The sequence below is a fragment of the Jiella endophytica genome, assembly GCF_004519335.1.
Lineage (GTDB): Bacteria > Pseudomonadota > Alphaproteobacteria > Rhizobiales > Rhizobiaceae > Jiella > Jiella endophytica.
The window spans coordinates 113,393-129,796 of sequence record NZ_SOZD01000002.1; the positions used below are offsets into that span (position 1 = coordinate 113,393).

14 protein-coding genes and 1 tRNA gene are annotated in these 16,404 nt (G+C 66.6%); 9 read left to right on the forward strand and 6 right to left on the reverse strand.

Features of this window, described 5'->3' with window-relative positions:
• Positions 1–147: 147 nt before the first annotated feature.
• Both E3C22_RS05630 and E3C22_RS05635 read right to left on the reverse strand, forming a co-directional pair.
• Complete coding sequence (locus E3C22_RS05630; RefSeq protein ID WP_134761040.1) at positions 148–612, reverse strand: DUF192 domain-containing protein; 465 nt, start codon at positions 610–612, stop codon at positions 148–150.
• Positions 613–816: 204 nt separating this feature from the next.
• Complete coding sequence (locus E3C22_RS05635) at positions 817–1,392, reverse strand: cold-shock protein (protein ID WP_134761041.1); 576 nt, start codon at positions 1,390–1,392, stop codon at positions 817–819.
• A 417-nt stretch (positions 1,393–1,809) separates the two neighbouring features.
• Between E3C22_RS05635 and E3C22_RS05640 the strand changes: the two genes are divergently transcribed.
• The 3 genes from E3C22_RS05640 to E3C22_RS05650 all read left to right on the forward strand — a co-directional run bounded on the left by E3C22_RS05640 (position 1,810) and on the right by E3C22_RS05650 (position 3,838).
• The gene (locus E3C22_RS05640) at positions 1,810–2,250 is read left to right on the forward strand and encodes a VOC family protein (RefSeq protein WP_134761042.1); all 441 of its coding nucleotides are present in this window, start codon (positions 1,810–1,812) and stop codon (positions 2,248–2,250) included.
• Positions 2,251–2,711: 461 nt separating this feature from the next.
• The gene (locus E3C22_RS05645; RefSeq protein ID WP_245514807.1) at positions 2,712–3,674 is read left to right on the forward strand and encodes a YcbK family protein; all 963 of its coding nucleotides are present in this window, start codon (positions 2,712–2,714) and stop codon (positions 3,672–3,674) included.
• Positions 3,675–3,763: 89 nt separating this feature from the next.
• Positions 3,764–3,838, forward strand: a tRNA-Glu gene (locus tag E3C22_RS05650).
• A gap of 240 nt (positions 3,839–4,078) precedes the next feature.
• On the opposite strand, the gene E3C22_RS05655 is transcribed toward E3C22_RS05650, so the two are convergent.
• Together E3C22_RS05655 and E3C22_RS05660 are read right to left on the reverse strand one after the other, a co-directional pair.
• Positions 4,079–6,199, reverse strand: coding sequence for a catalase (locus E3C22_RS05655; protein ID WP_134761043.1), 2,121 nt, complete (start codon positions 6,197–6,199; stop codon positions 4,079–4,081).
• Between the two features lie 408 nt (positions 6,200–6,607).
• A complete protein-coding gene (locus tag E3C22_RS05660; RefSeq protein ID WP_134761044.1) occupies positions 6,608–7,324 on the reverse strand; it encodes an FCD domain-containing protein in 717 nt (238 codons plus the stop codon).
• Positions 7,325–7,449: 125 nt separating this feature from the next.
• Between E3C22_RS05660 and E3C22_RS05665 the strand changes: the two genes are divergently transcribed.
• From E3C22_RS05665 to E3C22_RS05685, 5 genes are read left to right on the forward strand one after another with little or no spacing between them, the layout of a single operon-like run.
• Entirely contained in the window at positions 7,450–8,949 is a 1,500-nt protein-coding gene (locus E3C22_RS05665) for an ABC transporter substrate-binding protein (protein WP_134761045.1), read from the forward strand.
• A gap of 3 nt (positions 8,950–8,952) precedes the next feature.
• The gene (locus E3C22_RS05670) at positions 8,953–9,792 is read left to right on the forward strand and encodes an ABC transporter permease (protein WP_134761046.1); all 840 of its coding nucleotides are present in this window, start codon (positions 8,953–8,955) and stop codon (positions 9,790–9,792) included.
• Between the two features lie 6 nt (positions 9,793–9,798).
• A complete protein-coding gene (locus tag E3C22_RS05675) occupies positions 9,799–10,719 on the forward strand; it encodes an ABC transporter permease (RefSeq protein WP_206026913.1) in 921 nt (306 codons plus the stop codon).
• A gap of 17 nt (positions 10,720–10,736) precedes the next feature.
• Entirely contained in the window at positions 10,737–12,071 is a 1,335-nt protein-coding gene (locus tag E3C22_RS05680) for a M20/M25/M40 family metallo-hydrolase (protein WP_167591654.1), read from the forward strand.
• Positions 12,068–13,054 carry an ornithine cyclodeaminase family protein gene (locus E3C22_RS05685; protein WP_134761048.1) on the forward strand — a complete coding sequence of 329 codons (987 nt, stop codon included), beginning with the start codon at positions 12,068–12,070 and terminating at the stop codon, positions 13,052–13,054. The genes E3C22_RS05680 and E3C22_RS05685 overlap by 4 nt, the downstream gene beginning before the upstream one ends.
• 25 nt (positions 13,055–13,079) lie before the next feature.
• Here the strand turns inward: E3C22_RS05685 and E3C22_RS05690 are convergent, their stop codons facing one another.
• Entirely contained in the window at positions 13,080–14,909 is a 1,830-nt protein-coding gene (locus E3C22_RS05690; RefSeq protein ID WP_134761049.1) for an ABC transporter ATP-binding protein, read from the reverse strand.
• Between the two features lie 85 nt (positions 14,910–14,994).
• Between E3C22_RS05690 and E3C22_RS05695 the strand changes: the two genes are divergently transcribed.
• Positions 14,995–15,699, forward strand: coding sequence for a tetratricopeptide repeat protein (locus E3C22_RS05695; RefSeq protein WP_134761050.1), 705 nt, complete (start codon positions 14,995–14,997; stop codon positions 15,697–15,699).
• Here E3C22_RS05695 and E3C22_RS05700 read toward each other — a convergent pair.
• The gene (locus E3C22_RS05700) at positions 15,680–16,333 is read right to left on the reverse strand and encodes a hypothetical protein (RefSeq protein ID WP_210234783.1); all 654 of its coding nucleotides are present in this window, start codon (positions 16,331–16,333) and stop codon (positions 15,680–15,682) included. The genes E3C22_RS05695 and E3C22_RS05700 overlap by 20 nt on opposite strands.
• Positions 16,334–16,404 lie beyond the last annotated feature (71 nt).

Below are 16,404 nucleotides of genomic sequence, written 5' to 3' on the forward strand. Positions count from 1 at the left end.
CGGGCCTGACGGTCAGAGCCTTCTCCGCATGCCGACCCGCGAAGCCTTTCGCTGCGCCGATCCGATCGGCCGCGGCCGATCGAGGGCGGCGGGCAAGGCGCGTTCCGCCGCATCTCGGCGGGAAAACTTCCGCCCTTCGAATGCCGCTCACTCCGGCGGGATTGCGCTGTGTTCCAGCCGGTCGCCGATCGAGACGCCGTAGCGCGCCGCAGCGCCGCCGTTCAGCTCCAGCACGTAGCGCACCGGCTGGCCGGACGGGATGATGGCGAGCGACAGCGGCTGCGCATTGGTCTTGATCGTCACCACCTTTCCCTCCTCGTCCATGAACAGCATGTCGAGCGGGATCAGCGTGTTCTTCATCCACATGGCGACTTCGCGGGTCTCGTCGAAGCGGAAGAGCATGCCATGATCCTTCGGCATCTCGGCCCGGTTCATCAGCCCGACCTCGCGCTCCTTCGGGGTCAGCGCCAGCTCCACCATGACCGTGTGGTCGCCGCTGCCGGTGTGGAGAACCGCTTTGGAGAGATCGCCCTCGGCCAAGGCGAAATAGCCGGCGGCAAGCATCGCGGTGACGGCGACGACGAGGCCGGCGAGAAGCTTTTTCAAAGGCATCTGAGTTTCGTCACGCGGCGTCCCGCGCTCCCGATTGGCGTCAGGCCGGCTTTCGCCGCGAGATCTCTGCGGCCCGGTCCGGCGCGGGCGGACCATGCAACGTTTTTTCCCGGGGCGCCAGAGAGTGTCGCTGCCGTCCGCGGTCACCGATATGGGAAGGCTCCGAGCGCAGGGGCGTGAGAGCCGCTGCGGGTCGGCGAGACCTCAGTGGAGCGCGGGACCGCCGCCGTCGGGGGTGTGGATCTCGGCGGCCATCAGCCCCTTGTCGCCATTGCCGAAGCGCACCAGCACCGACTGGCCGGGCCTCAGCTCCGACAGCCCGTAGCGGCGGAGCGTCTCCATATGGACGAAGATGTCGGCCGTCCCCTCGCCGCGGGTCAGGAAGCCATAGCCGCGGGTGCGGTTGAACCATTTGACGACGGCTGGAACGAGATCGCTGCTCGGCACGACGCTGACATGGGTGCGCGAGGGCGGCATCTGCGCCGGATGGACGGCGGTCGACTGGTCCATGGAGAGAATGCGGAACGCCTGCAGCCCCTTGTCGCCGCGCTGCACCTCGCAGACCAGCCGCGCCCCTTCGGGAGCCGCCGCGTAGCCGTCGCGTCTGAGGCAGGTCACATGCAGGAGAATGTCCGGCCCGTGGTCGTCGGGCACGATGAAGCCGAAGCCCTTCGAGGCGTCGAACCACTTGATGTATCCCGAGACGACGCTGAGGCCGACGTCGCCGCTCGATAGCTGTTCACCGACGGTACGAATCCGTGTCGAGAGTCTGTCCGGCATTCGGGGGTTCCGCCTTTTACGCCAACCGAATCACGAGAATGAAACTTAGCATTAACTGTCCCATGTCGGGCAAGAGGCAGTAGAGGAAAATGGGATGTTTCGTGCCGAATTCCCGCATCTTCCCCGGAATTTCCAAAATATGCTGCATTTGCGCAAGCAACGCCGGCTCATTTTGGCAAATTGATATGATTTACGAAACGTCATCAGGTGGCGCAGCTTTGGCGATGACATGGCCAGCCGGCAGCGGCACGACGTCGCGGCTGGCCTCACGTCTTCGTGGGAGGGCGTTCACTCGCAAGCAGCCGATCGTCCGATCGCCGGCGAGAAGCCCGGCGAGGGCCTTGGCGGAAGTCCGCCCGGCCCTAGACTTGCTGGGTCGCCGCCGGCCGCCCGGCGCGCAGAATTTTGGAGGCGAACATGCGCTATCTGCACACCATGGTCCGGATTGCCGACATCGACGAGTCCCTGGACTTTTATTGCAACAAGCTCGGCCTCGTCGAAACCCGGCGGATGGACAGCGAACAGGGCCGCTACACGCTGATCTTCCTTGCAGCCCCTGCCGACATGCCGGAGGCGGCCGAGGCCAAGGCCCCGCTGATGGAACTCACCTATAACTGGGACCCCGAGGACTATTCCGGCGGTCGCAACTTCGGTCATCTCGCCTTCGAGGTCGACGACATCTACGACACCTGCCAGAAACTCATGGATGCCGGCGTGACGATCAACCGCCCGCCCCGCGACGGACGCATGGCTTTCGTAAAGTCGCCCGACGACATTTCCTTCGAACTTCTGCAGAAAGGCGATGCGAAGGAGCCTGCCGAACCTTGGAGTTCGATGCAGAACACCGGCAGCTGGTGAAAATGACTCGCCTCAAACCCTAAAAAGTTGTAAACGTCCTTTCGCCACAATACGGCCATAGAAGAAAATGGGTCGGTGTGCGGCCTCGACCGTCGGTCACATCCGGCGGCGCCTCGATGGGGATCGGGGCAGTCGCGCGCCATGGCACTTGCGGGGTCTCGAGTTTCCGCAAGGCCATGCGAACGACCTTCAACAGTCGAGCATCGGTGCGGTCGGACACGACCTCTCGAGGCTCATGGGGCGACAAGCGGGACACCGGGTTCGGTCGATAGGCTGACCCGGAAGAACAATCGGCGGAATGTCCGCCGGGGGGATGACGGGCCGGTCCGCGGCGCCGTCATGGAGAGGGGAAGACCTTGACGGCCATATCATCGGTCGCCACGGGCCGCGCGTTCGGTCGGGCGCTTGTTGCAGGTGCGCTCCTCGCAGCGCTCCCAATCGTCAGTTCCTGCGTCTCGGCAGTGGACGACACCTCCGCCTTCGGCTTTGCCACCGCTTCGAACAGCCAGCCGGCTGCCGCCGCTTCCGGCAGCGGCGATCCGGCGGCTGCCGCGAGCGAGGGCGCCACGACCAGTGCCGAGGAGATCGCAGCGGCCGCTGCTGCCAAGCCCGAAGTCGCGGACGACGCCTCTGCCGGGACAGCCGTCGCCGCCGCTTCTTCCGACAAGCCCGATGAAAAGGGGGCGAAGGTCGCCGGCGAGGCGGGATCGCTGCGCGACCGCATGACCACCGCGCGGGCCGCGGCCTTTGCCGGCGGAACCGTCGCCGAGGGCGATGCGGTCGGTGAGCCGTCCGAGCGCAAGGTCGGCGAAAAGTCGCTGTTTGCCTCCCTCTTCGCCCGCGAAGCGGCAAAGACGCCGCTCGCCAATGCCGAGAAAGGCAAGAGCCGGCGCATCGTGCTGAAGCGCGACGAGCCGGTCGAGCAGGGCGGCGGCGGCATCGCCGATCTGCCAGGAGTCGATCCCTCCTCGCTGTTCGAGATCGGCCAGAAGGCCTCCGCCAACGAGGACGCCATCGACGACGTGATGTCGTCCTATCAGGTCGCATCGCTCGGCGGCTTCGCGCGGCTCGCGCCGAACGGCCTCAGCGTTGCCCGGGACGACGTCCAGACGTCGTGCTTCCCGGCCGATCTCGTCGGACAGATCCGCGCCATCGAGCGCCGCTTCGGCGCCAAGGCCGTCATCACCTCCGGCTATCGCAGCCCGGCCCACAATGCCCGCGTCAACGGCGCCCGGCGCTCCCAGCACATGGGCTGCAAGGCGGCGGACCTGATCGTGCCCGGCGCCAATCCGATGAAGGTCGCGGCCTTCGTGCGCGCCTTGCCCGGCCGTGGCGGCGTCGGCACCTATTGTCACACCCAGGCGATCCACATCGACGTCGGGCCGAAGCGCGACTGGAACTGGCGCTGCCGCCGGCGCCAGTAGGCGCTTCGGCGCATTGCCTCGCGGCGCGCCGAAAAACCGCAGCCGGTCGCTTGCGGTCACGGAGAATCATCCGTATACAGCGCCTCGCTGCGCCCATCGTCTATCGGTTAGGACGCCACCCTTTCACGGTGGAGAGAGGGGTTCGATTCCCCTTGGGCGTACCATTTCAAAGCCCTTTCCGCAGTCTGCCCCTGACCCTGGCTTCGCAGCGATCGCTCCGGGCTGGCCTCTGGGCTGAACAGCACTTCGGGCGCTTCTCGTAAGTGTAGAATGGTCCGTTCTCCGCCGCGCCTTCCGGCTGACGCCTCCTACAGCATCCCCTCACCCGAAACTCTTGGCCACACGAAAAACCCGGGCAGATCGCTCCGCCCGGGCTGGCTGCAGGTGCATTGTCCGCAAAGGCCTCAGACCGCCTTGACCTTCGGCTCGCGGTCCCAGTGCCGCAGCTTGCGGCACATCTCGATGAAGCTCGCCGCCTTGGTCTTGGGGCCGAGCTCGAGACAACCCTCGTCCATGTCCGAAGCGATGCCGGCCTTTTCGAACAGCGGCATCGCTTCCTTCGAATAGGCGATGAACTTGCAGTGGGCGAAGGCATCGGAGACGAAGTCCTTCGCGGTCGGCTCCTTGGCGAGCATCGCCGCACCGTCGGCCGACAGCAGCACCGCCACCGCATCATAGAGAACCGAGGGGCCGCCATCGACCTTCTCGTCGCCCTCGATCATCGAGCCGTCCGAGGCGGTGACGCCGCCGATCATCGGTGCCACGATCTCGACCATCGCGCCTTCCGCCTTGGCCGCCTTCTTCAGCCCGGCGAGCAGCTTGGCGTCGACGCCATCGGAGACGAGGATGCCGATCTTGCGGCCCTTAAAGCTCTCCGGCCCGTTGAGGATGATCGAGAGGGCCGGCGATGCCTTAAGGTCCATTCTCGTGGGACGCGCCGCCGGCGCCGGATCCGGCAGGGTTTCAAGCCGCAGGCCCCTGGCGACGGTCTTGGCGAGATCCTCGTCGATGTTGAGGAGATGCGAGACGACGCGTGCACGGATCGCCGGCGTCTCGACCTTCGACAATTCGAAGGTCAGAGCGAGCGCCATGTGACCCTGTTCGACCTCGGTCTGCGACAGGTAGAACTGCCTTGCCTGGCTGTAGTGATCGGCAAAGCTCTCGGCGCGGGCGCGCCGCTTCTCGCCGGCGACCTCGGCCGGATAGCTCTTGAAGCCCCGCTCTGGATTCTCGCGCGGGCCGCCCATCTCGCCGCCCCAGGAATTCGGCTCGTAATTTGCCCGCCCCTTCGGATTGTGCATCGCCATGTGGCCGTCCTGCTGAAAATTGCAGACGGTGGCGTTGCGCGGGGCATTGACCGGGATGTGGGTGAAGTTCGGCGAGCCGAGGCGCTTCAGCTGGGTGTCGAGATAGGAGAAGTTCCGGCCCTGCAGCAGCGGATCGTTGGTGTGGTCGATGCCCGGCACGAGGTTCGCCGTGTGGAAGGCCACCTGCTCGGTCTCGGCGAAGAAGTTCTCGACGCAGCGGTCGAGGACCATTTTGCCGACCCGCTTCACCGGCAGGATCTCCTCGGGAATGATCTTGGTCGCGTCGAGGATGTCGAAGTCAAACTTATCGGCAAAATCGTCGTCGAAGAGCTGGAAGCCGAGTTCCCATTCCGGATAGTCGCCCATCTGGATGGCGTCCCAGAGGTCGCGGCGATGGAAATCCGGATCGGCACCGTTGATCTTCAGCGCCTCGTTCCAGACCACCGACTGCATGCCCTGCTTCGGCTTCCAGTGGAACTTGACATAGGTCGACTTGCCCTCGGCATTGACGAACCGGAAGGTGTGGATGCCGAAACCTTCCATGAAGCGGAAGGAGCGCGGGATGGTGCGATCCGACATGATCCACATCACCATCGCCATCGCTTCCGGCGTCAGCGACATATAGTCCCAGAAATTGTCGTGGGCCGTCTGCGCCTGCGGGAAGCCGCGGTCCGGCTCCTGCTTGGCGGCATGGATGAGATCGGGAAACTTGATGGCGTCCTGGATGAAGAAGATCGGGATGTTGTTCCCGACGATGTCCCAGTTGCCCTCCCTGGTATAGAATTTGACGGCAAAACCACGGACGTCGCGGGCGAGATCCGGCGAGCCCTTGTTGCCGGCGACGGTCGAAAATCGAACGAAGACCGGCGTCTTCTCGCCGGCGCGCTGGAAGAGATCGGCGCTGGTGATGTCGGCCAGCGACTCGTAGGGCTCGAAATAGCCGTGGGCGCCGTAGCCCCGCGCATGCACGACGCGCTCGGGAATGCGCTCGTGGTCGAACTTGAAGATCTTCTCGCGAAAATGCTGGTCTTCCAGCAGCGACGGACCGCGCTCGCCGGCCTTCAAAGTGTTCTGGTCGTCGGCGACCGGGATGCCCTGCTGCGTCGTCAGCGTCGGAACGTCGCCGCCCGCCACCTGATGGACTTCGCCGCCCTGCCCGCGATGAACGTCGACATCGCCGAATTTGGCCTTCGTCCAGCGCTCGTGATCATTGACCATTGTGGACCCCATTGGCTGATTTGAGATGGGCGATCCTTTCGGCGAAGGACGCCGAAGCCGGATCGTCGCTGCCAGAACTGCGACCCCCTGCCGCCGTTCCGGGCCAATTCATTGGTCGCACAAGGGTTTATCGGGAATTTTAGAGCTGTCGCAGGGTGACTCGCGCCGAAAGACTCAGTGAGTTTGGAGCGGCTTCAGACGCTTTTTCGGAGCGGAAACAACGCTCGCCGTCGCTGCAACCTGGCGTCGGCGACCGGCTGGACGTCGTGACGACGAGACGCGAAAGCGGAGGCTCGGCGACGGCGCAATCTTCGTAGCCGGCGAGCGAATGCCGGCAGGGTGCGGCAGCGAGTGGGTCGTGGCCGTTCGAGGTTGATGCCGTGTGCAGCATACCGCCGCCGGAAAGCCTCAGGCCGCGCTGCTCGATCCCTCGCGCCTTGCGATCGCGTCGAGCACACGCTTGCTGCCGTCGGTGATCGCCCGCTCGATGGCGGCGCGGGCGGCGTTCGGATCACGCTCGCGCATCGCCGCGAGAAGATCGTCATAGTTGGCGTGCTCGGTGACCCTGCGAGCCTCCTCAGGGTAAAGATAGTTGAATCCGGGACCGGCTTTCAGCCAAAGCATCTCGATTACGGCAAGAAGTGTTGGCATACTGGCAGCTGTATAGACGACGAAGCGAAACTCCTTGTTGACGGTCAGCGCCAGATGCGGATCACTTGCCGACTTCGCCTCCAGATAGCGGGTAAGCAGCGCTTCCATCTCGTTGATCTCGGCGGCGGAGATGCGCACGGCCGCATTCGCCGCGGCGAGCCCCTCCACCGCCTTGCGCACCTCGCAGATCTCCGAGTATTGCGCGACGCCGAGCGTCGGCACCCGGAAGGACTGCGACGGCTCGGCGGTCAGCACTCCCGACGCAACGAAACGGACAAGCGCCTCGCGCACCGGGGTGATGCTCATCCCGAGGCTGTCGGCGAGTTCGCGGGTGACGAGACGCGTCCCCGGCTCCAGCCGCCCCTCGATCAGCGCTTTGCGAAGCACGTCCTCGACATGGGTGACGAGGCTCCGCCGCGGCGCGGCGCCGAAGCTCTCGGCCGCGTCCCGCCTGTCCCAGGCCAGTTCCCTCATCTGCTGCCGCCCGCCCTCATCCCGGCCCGATCCGCCGGCGGAAGATTCTGCCATCCTGCCGTCCGCTGTCCCGACTTATCGCTTTGCCGGCCGCTGCCGCCGGCGACCAACTGGAGCGTTTCCTCATGAAACATGTTCGAGTTCTCGTCCTGGCTGCATTCGCGCTGGCGACGCCGCTGTTCCCGGCAGTCGCCGCGGACAACGAGATCACCATCGCCCGGTCGGTCTCGACGACGGCGCTCGACCCCGGCTTCCTGCGCGAGGCGGCGACGATCGTCGACAACATCTTCGATACCCTCGTCATGCGCGACGAAGACATGAAGCTGGTGCCCGGACTTGCAACATCGTGGAAACCGATCGACGATACAACCTGGGAATTCAAGCTCCGCACCGGCGTGAAGTTCCATAACGGCGAGGATTTCGACGCCGAGGCGGTGAAATTCACCATCGAGCGCATTCTCGACCCGGCCGCCAACGCCCCGACGATCTCCTACATCCGGACCATCGCAGGCGTCGAAGTCGTCGATCCGGAGACGGTCAGGGTGAAGACCAACGGGCCGGATCCGCTCCTGCCGACGAGGATGAGCCGCTACCCGACCTACATCGTGCCGCCGAAATATGTCGGCGAGGTCGGCAGCGACGTCTTCGCCACCAAGCCGGTCGGCACGGGGCCCTACGAATTCGTCGAGTTCATTCCCGACCAGCATGTGATCCTCAAGGCCAATCCCGCCTACTGGCGCGGCGAGCCGGCGATCGACAGGGTCACCTGGCGGGCGATCCCCGACGGCACGGCGCGGGTCACGGCGCTTTTGACCGGCGAGGTCGACCTCGTCGAGAACGTTCCCGTCGATCTCGTTCCGATGACCCGGGAAAGCCAGGACGTCGATCTGGTGCAGGTGAAGAACGGCGGGCTGACGATCTATCTCGGCCTCGTCATGAAGGAGCCGCCGCTGGACAAGCTGAAGGTCCGCCAGGCGCTCGACGCCGCGATCGACCGCAAGGGCATCGTCGACAACATTCTCGGCGGCATGGCGACGGTGAAGGGCACGCAGGTCGGACCGGCCGACTTCGGCTATGTCGACATTCCGCCCACTCCTTATGATCCTCAGAAGGCGAAGGAACTGCTCAAGGAGGCGGGAATGCCGGACGGCTTTGCGATCAAGATGGAATCCAGCCATCGCTACATGAAGGACGGCGAGGTCGCCCAGGCGATCGCCCAGCAGTTCGGCGATGTCGGCATCAAGGTCGATCAGAACGTCCTCGACTGGTCGGTCTATACCAAGCAGCTGCCGCCGCCGGGGCCGATCTACATGCTCGGCTGGGGATCCACCCAGACGCTCGATGCCGACGCGGCGATCTACGCCATCATGAAGAGCGGCGAGCCCTATTCGACCGCCAGCATCCCGGAGCTCGACGAGCTCCTCGAGGAAAGCCGCAGGATCGTCGATCCGGAAAAGCGCAAGGCGGTCCTGGAGAAAATCCAGAAGGTGGCGGCGGAACAGGTTCCGCTGCTGACCCTCTACCAGGAGGATGCGCTCTACGGGAAAGCCAAGGACATCGTCTTCGAAGGCCGGCCGGACGCCCGGATCCCCGTCTTCGACATCAGGCGCGAGGCCGCCAACTAGCCGATGACGCGGTTCTGGCTCGTCCGGCGCAATGCGGATGCGCTTTTCGCCGTCACGCTGCTGGCGGCGGTGGCGGCCCTCTGTGTCCTCGTGCCGCTCTTCTGGCCGCTCGACCCGGCCAGGGGCGTTCTGACGGCGACCTTCCGGCCGCCGATGTCGGTGGTCACCGGCGAGCTGCATCCGCTCGGCACCGACCAGCTGGGGCGTGACCTTCTGGCGCGGCTCGGCCTCGGGACGGCGATCTCGCTCGCCATCGTCCTACTCGCGGCAGCGATTTCCGTCACTATGGGGACAGTGCTCGGCATGCTCGCCGGCTATTTCGGCGGCTGGCTGGACATCGTCATCATGCGGGCGGTCGACATCCAGCTGGCGATCCCCTTCATCCTTCTGATCCTGCTGATCGTCGCGGTGGTCGGCCCGTCGATCGGCAATCTCGTCGCCGTCCTCGGCATCACCGGCTGGGCGATCTTTGCCCGGGTCGCGCGGGCCCGCACCCTCGAAGTGCGCGAGCTCGAATATGTCGAGGCCTGCCGCGCCATTGGCATGTCCGACCGGGCGATCATCTTCCGCCATGTCCTGCCCAACATCGCCGGGCCGCAGACCGTGCTCCTCACCCTCGACCTGCCGCGCCTCGTCATCCTGGAAGCCTCGGTCGGCTTTCTCGGCCTCGGCGTCCAGCCCCCCACCCCGACGCTCGGCAACCTCATCGGCGAAGGCCGCGCCTTCATCCTTCTCGCCGACTGGCTGGTGCTCTATCCGGGGCTGGTGATCGGCGCGCTCGTCGTCGGGTGCAATCTCCTCGGCGACTGGCTGGTCCGCCGATCCGACAGCAGGACTGCGTGAGACGCGTTGAAGAGCCTGTCCTTCATTCTTGGTCGGGCCCTGCAGGGGGTGGTGGTGATGACCGGCGTCTCGCTGATCGTCTTCTTCGCTCTGTTCCTCACCGGCGATCCGGCGGCGCTGATGATGCCACCCGACGCCAACCGGGCCGAGATCGAGGCCTTCCGCCACGCGATGGGCTTCGACGATCCGCTTCTCGTCCAATATGGCCGCTTCGTCGGCGGCGTTTTGACCGGCGAACTCGGCAATTCGCTACGCTTCCACCGGCCCGCGCTGGAGCTTCTGTTCGAGCGCCTGCCGGCGACGGCGCTGCTGGCCTGCGTGGCGCTCATCTGGAGCTCGCTGCTCGGCTTCCTGCTCGGCACCATCGGGGCGCTGCGCAGGAACAGCGCCGTCGACTTCGCCATCCGGGTGATCTCGCTGCTCGGCCAGGCGATCCCGGTGTTCTGGCTGGCGCTTCTGCTGATCATCGTCTTCGCGCTCGACCTGCGCTGGCTGCCGAGCAGCGGCATCGGCACGCCCGAGCAGCTCGTCCTCCCCTCGATCGCCCTCGGCGCCTATTACTTCAGCGCCATCACCCGGCTGGTGCGGGCGAGCCTCATCGAGGTGCTCGGCCAGGACTACATCCGCACCGCTCGCGCCAAGGGCATCTCCAGCTGGCGCATCGTCGTCCACCATGCGCTGCGCAACGCACTGATCCCGGTCATCACCGTTCAAGGCATGTATTTCGCCTCGCTGCTCGGCGGCGCGCTGATCACCGAGATCATCTTCGCCTGGCCGGGGATCGGCCGGTTGGCGGTGGATTCGATCCAGACCAAGGATTTCCCCGTCGTCCAGGCAGTCGTGCTCTTTGCGGCCTTCGTCTTCGTGGTGATGAACTTTCTCGTCGACATCGCCTATGTCTTGCTCAATCCGAGGATCCGGCTGTGACAGAGGCGACGGACAGTTTGACGGCAACGGCCCTGGCGCTCGCCCGCGAGTGGTGCGCCATCCCGTCGGTGCGCGGAAACGATGCCGCCCTCGCCCGCCAGGCCGGCGCGATCGTCGACTGGCTGCGCGGCGACCTCGGTGCGACGATCGTCACCGCCGCTTCGAGCCGTGGTCGCCCGCCGGTGATCCACGCCCGGATCGACACCGGCGCGGAGAAAAGCGTCATCCTCTACAACATGTACGACGTGATGCCGGCCGACGAGGTCGGCTGGCTGGCACCGCCCTTCGAGGGAGGAGTCGTAGACCTCGATGGCATCGGGCCCTGTTTCGTCGCGCGCGGCGCGGAAAACAACAAGGGTCCGCTCGCCGGGATGCTGGCAGTGGTCGGCGACCTTGCGGTACGCGGCGAACTCGGCGTCAATGTCGAGATCCTAGTCGAGGGCGAGGAGGAGAGCGGCAGCGGCGCAATACGCGACTATCTGGCCGAGGCCGACTGCCCTCTGCGCCCTTCGTCTGCCGCCCTCTTTCCGTCCTTCTGCGAATATGGCGGCGGGCCGCCGCGCCTCTATCTCGGCTTTTCCGGCATCGCCAAAGGCCGGATCGGCGTTGAAGGCGGCGCCTGGGGCGGCCCCTATGAGGCGATCCATTCGAGCAATGCCCCATGGATCGCCAACCCTGCGAGCCGGCTCGTCGCGGCGCTGGCGCTGTTCGGCCAGTCGCCCACCGGCCGGCTCGGCGAGATCGCCCTCGACGACAATGCCCGCGCGATCCTTGCCGATCTCGCCCGAAGCTTCGACCCGGACGCCGAGCTGACATTCCGAAAGGCCGAGCGCTACGCCGTCGAGGGCGATGCCGAGGCGCTTTTGACCAGGGTGCTTTCGACCGCCTCCGCGACGATCTCCAGCCTCGCCACCGATCCGGCGGCGGGAGACGCCGTCATTCCGTCCGTAGCCCGTGCAGGCTTCGACCTTCGCTGTCCGCCCTCGCTCGATCCGGCCGATCTGATCGCGGCTTACCGGGAAAAGCTGGCGGAGGCGGGGCTCGACGGCGTGACCGTGGAGGTGGCGGAGAGCTATCCCGGCTGCCGCTTTTCCCGCAACGCCCCCGGTGTCGACTACCTGATCGCCGCCTATGAGACGACGTCCCGCACGCCGCAGATCTGGCCCTGGGCGATCGGGGCTGCGCCTGCCTACGCCTTCATGCCACACACGCGATCCTTCCTCATCGGCGGCGCCGGTCGGGGCGGCAACGCCCACGGCGCCAACGAATTCTTCAGCATCGAGGCCTATCCGCGCTTCCTGACGTCGATCGAACTCTGGCTCCGCGCCATGGCAAGAAGCGAGGCTGCATGATCACGCTGCGCTATCTCTCGCGGGACGATGCCCTGGCGGCTGGCGCCGGCGACTTTCGACTGGCGGTCGAGGACGTCCGCGAGGCAACGCGGCTCTTGCGCGCCGGCGAGGCCTCGATGGTGGCCGAGAGCGTCCTGCCGACCGGCGCCGATCCGCGGGAGAAGGCCTATGGCCTCGCCGCCTCGCTCGGCGGGCGCTACGACGCAGCGGGGCTGAAATGGGCGATGCACCGAGCCTCTCCTCGCGACGACCTGCCGAGCATCACCAGCACGACCTTCGTCAATCGTCTGTCGGCCGGGCGTCCCCTCGGCCTCGTCGAAAGCGCCCTCCTCACCCGTATGCGCACCGCTTCGGTCACGGCGATCGCCATGGAGATGCTGCCGCGTGAGGCGATCCGCACCGTGGTGGTTCTCGGCGCCGGGGCGCAGGCAAAGACCCATGTCGCGATGCTGCAGGCGCTCTTCCCAACCGCCCGGACCATCCGGATCTGGAACCGGACGCGCACCCACCGCGACGCGATGATTGCCGAATGCCGCTTGCCGGCCGGTCCCGTGCTAGAAGCTGCCGACGAGGTTCCGGCAGCGGTCGATGGAGCCGACGTCGTTCTTTGCTGCACCACGGCGCCGGAACCGATCGTCGAGAAGGCTGCGGTCCATCCCGGCCGGCTGATCGTCCAGATCGGCTATCACGAGGTCGCCTTCGAGGCGATCGATGCCTCGGACCACGTCGTCGTCGATCTCTGGGGCGACTTCGCCGAGCGGAGCGCCAAGAGCCTCTTCCAGATGTATCGTGCCGGGCGCTTCACGCCGGACCGGGTCTCGGCCGACCTCGCCGACCTCGTCGTCGGCGGCTGGCGGCCAGCGGACAGCGCCTCGGTCTATGTCTCGAGCTTCGGGCTGAACCTCTTCGACATCGCCCTTGCGGCAAGGGTGCTGCGCCGGGCCGAGGCAGAGGGCATCGGCACGGTGCTGCCGTTCCTCTGACCCGCGCTTTGGCCGGGCGGCTCCCCTATGCCGCCTCGGCTGCCCACTCCTTGCCCGGGATCTGCACGCGGTGGCCCGGCGAGACGGTCCGCCATTGGCGCTGTGGCGGCAGATAGTCGAGCGGCCGGATCGGGTTGAAGATCTCGGCATCGTCGATGGACCGCCGGATATCCCTGCGGGCCGGATCGGGGATCGGCACTGCGGCGAGCAGCCGCCGCGTATAGGGATGCTGGGGGTTCTCGAAGATCGCCGCACGCGGCCCGATCTCGACGATCTCGCCGAGATACATCACCGCCACACGATGGCTGATGCGCTCCACCACCGCCATGTCGTGGGAGATGAACAGGAAGGCGAGGCCGAGATCGCGCTGGAGGTCGAGCATCAGATTGATGACCTGCGCCTTGATCGAGACGTCGAGGGCCGAGACTGCCTCGTCCGCGACGATGAGTTTCGGCGCCAGCGCCAGCGCGCGGGCGATGCAGATCCGCTGGCGCTGGCCGCCGGAGAATTCATGCGGATAGCGCTCCGCCATCGCCGGATCGAGGCCGACGCGTGGCAGCAGCTCGTCCACCTTTCGGCGGGCCGCCTCGCGGCTCGCAAGTCCGTGGACGAGAAGCGGCTCGGCGATCGCCGCGCCGACGCGCATGCGCGGATCGAGGCTGGCGAACGGATCCTGGAAGATCATCTGGACGCTGCGCCGCAGGAAGCCGAGATCGCCGGCCCTCGCTTCGAGCACCTCCTGCCCGTCCAGCCTGACCGAGCCCGCGCTTGCCGCAACGAGCCGCATGATCGCCCGCCCCGTCGAGGATTTGCCGCAGCCCGACTCGCCGACGAGGGCAAGGGTCTCGCCAGCGTGAAGGTCGAAGGACACGTCCTCCACCGCATGGACGCGGCCGGTCACCCGGCCGAAGAACCCCGAAGCCGCATCGTATCGGGCGGTCAGCCCGCGCAACTGAAGCAGCGGCGGGTGGGTATTTGCAGGCGCAATGCCGGTTTCCTCGACTGGACTTCCGGTTCGCTCGCCGGGCAGTGGAAATCGCGCCGGCAGCCGGCTGCCGCGCATCGATCCGAGCTGCGGCACCGCCAAGAGAAGCTGGCTCGTATAGGCGGCTTCCGGAGCCCGAAAGACCGCGGCGGTGTCGCCGGTTTCGACGATCTCGCCCTGCCACATCACCGCCATGCGGTCGGCGACCTCGGCGACGACGCCCATGTCGTGGGTGATGAACAGGACGGCGAGATCGTCTTCGTCCTGCAGCACCTTGATCAGTTCGAGGATCTGCGCCTGGATGGTCACGTCGAGGGCGGTCGTCGGCTCGTCGGCGATCAGAAGCTGCGGCCGGCAGGCGAGCGCGATGGCGATCATCACCCGCTGGCGCATGCCGCCTGACAGCTGATGGGGATAGTCGTCGAACCGCCGGGCCGCCGCCGACATCCGCACCTTGTCGAACAGCCGCAGCGTCTCGGCCTTCGCGGCGCGGAACGACATCTTCCGGTGCTGCATCAGCACCTCGGAGATCTGGTCGCCGACCGTCAGCGACGGGTTGAGGCTGGTCATCGGCTCCTGGAAGATCATCGCGACCGCGTCGCCGCGGATCCTGCGCATTGCCGATTCCGGAAGCCTCAGGAGATCGCGGCCTTGAAGCTCGACCCGGCCGGCGAGCCGCGTCGTCTCGCTGGGAAGCAGCCGCATGATCGACAGCGCGGTGACGCTCTTGCCCGAGCCGGATTCGCCGACCAGCGCCAGAGTCTCGCGGGGCCGGATCTCGAAGGACACGCCTCGCACCGCCGGGTGCCAGCCGCCCTGTCGATAGAAGGCCGCGCCGAGATTGTCGACGCGCAGGATCGGATCGGTCATCAAGCTTTCCGTCGCCATCGCCTCGCAGCAGCAAAGGGTCTCGCCGCAGCATAAGACCACTTGCCGAGCCGCCGGAAGAGCTGCGATGGATCTTTCGGATGGCGGCAGCAGCGGGCGGCGAAACATGCGGAAAAACGGCAGGACGCGCGGAGCCAAAGCCAGCCCGGGCAAAACCGGCCGCAGCGCTGCTGCCGGCAGAAGCAAATCACCGGGCGCCGACGGACAGGCCGCCACGGCCGCCTTTCTCGCGGCGGTCTCGCGCGGTGATTTCACTGCCGCCGCCGAGGCGCTGGACATCCTCGTCGTTGTCGAACCGGACAACGCCAAGCTCCATTACAACCACGCGCTCGCGCTGCGCCTTTCGGGCCGGGTGAAGGACGCCCTCGCCGCGGCGCGCCGGGCCCGTAGCCTCGACACGGCGAATGCCAAGGCGCTGTTCGAGATCGCCGCGAGCGCCCTCGAAGCCGGCGAGCCTGCCGCCTCGCTGGAGGCCGGCAGCGCCTATCTCGCCGACCATCCCGGCGATGCCGACGCGGCGCTGAATGCCGCCCGTGCCGCGCTGCTCGTCGACCGGCCGGACGCCGCCCTCGCGCTGCTCGAAAGCGTTGCCGCAGCTGACGCCACCGACGCCCATCGCCTCTGCCGCGGCGAGACGCTGCGCGATCTCGGTCGATTCGAGGAAGCGGAGAAGGCCTGGGCGCAAGCGGCACCGACACTTGCCGGACAGATCCTGTCGCTGCGCTCGAAGGGGCCGCGGGGGCGCATGGCGCTCAATCCTTCGCGCCCCTGAACCGCTTGCGATAGACGCCGGGATCGGCATCGAGCGCGTCCTGCAGGTCGAGGCTCGCCGAAAGCTCCGCCTCGTCCATCTCGCGGCAGGTGAGTGTCAGTGGCTCCCGTCTCACGAGAACGGCCTGCGCCACCGGCGTCCCGGCAGGGACGACGCCGCTGAAGGACGGGTCGGTCCAGATGGCTGGGAAATGCACAAAGCCGTCCGGAAAGGCGTCGACGAGGCCGGTCAGGGTGCGGAACGGCAGGTCGAGCCGGTTGTGTGGGTGGGAAAACAGCATCGACCATCCCTCCGGCATGTCGATCGCCCAGGGATTGGTGAACTTGACGGCGAAGCGGCCCGGATCGGCACCGGGAAAGCCGGTCAGCTGTTCCGGCAGATGCACCCCGACCGGAGACCGGGTGAGCCGCGCCAGCGGATGGGCGGGCAGCCCGCTGTCCCATTCGAAGACGCCGTCCTCGACGCGAAGATCGGCGATCAGCGGAAACAGCACGCCGGCGCTCATCGCATCGACGAAAGGCGGGCACTGCTTCACCGTGCGCACCTCGCCGCCAAGGAGCGGGGCGACGGCGCTGCGCGGCATCGCCTTCAGCCAGTCCGGCAGGTTGGCTGCGGCGATGCGAGGTTCGGGCATCCTGCCCTTCCAGCCGGGAAGGCAGCGGAACTGAAGCTTCATGGTATCGATCGTGGCGAATTCGCGCCGGC

Bases quoted from the DNA above. Each gene is read 5' to 3' on its own strand.
- E3C22_RS05700 (WP_210234783.1), bottom strand. From the start codon at position 16,333: ATGCCCGAACCTCGCATCGCCGCAGCCAACCTGCCGGACTGGCTGAAG.
- E3C22_RS05665 (WP_134761045.1), top strand. From the start codon at position 7,450: ATGAAACATGTTCGAGTTCTCGTCCTGGCTGCATTCGCGCTGGCGACG.
- E3C22_RS05690 (WP_134761049.1), bottom strand. From the start codon at position 14,909: ATGACCGATCCGATCCTGCGCGTCGACAATCTCGGCGCGGCCTTCTAT.
- E3C22_RS05640 (WP_134761042.1), top strand. From the start codon at position 1,810: ATGCGCTATCTGCACACCATGGTCCGGATTGCCGACATCGACGAGTCC.
- E3C22_RS05695 (WP_134761050.1), top strand. From the start codon at position 14,995: ATGGATCTTTCGGATGGCGGCAGCAGCGGGCGGCGAAACATGCGGAAA.
- E3C22_RS05660 (WP_134761044.1), bottom strand. From the start codon at position 7,324: ATGAGGGAACTGGCCTGGGACAGGCGGGACGCGGCCGAGAGCTTCGGC.
- E3C22_RS05635 (WP_134761041.1), bottom strand. From the start codon at position 1,392: ATGCCGGACAGACTCTCGACACGGATTCGTACCGTCGGTGAACAGCTA.
- E3C22_RS05655 (WP_134761043.1), bottom strand. From the start codon at position 6,199: ATGGTCAATGATCACGAGCGCTGGACGAAGGCCAAATTCGGCGATGTC.
- E3C22_RS05630 (WP_134761040.1), bottom strand. From the start codon at position 612: ATGCCTTTGAAAAAGCTTCTCGCCGGCCTCGTCGTCGCCGTCACCGCG.
- E3C22_RS05685 (WP_134761048.1), top strand. From the start codon at position 12,068: ATGATCACGCTGCGCTATCTCTCGCGGGACGATGCCCTGGCGGCTGGC.
- E3C22_RS05670 (WP_134761046.1), top strand. From the start codon at position 8,953: ATGACGCGGTTCTGGCTCGTCCGGCGCAATGCGGATGCGCTTTTCGCC.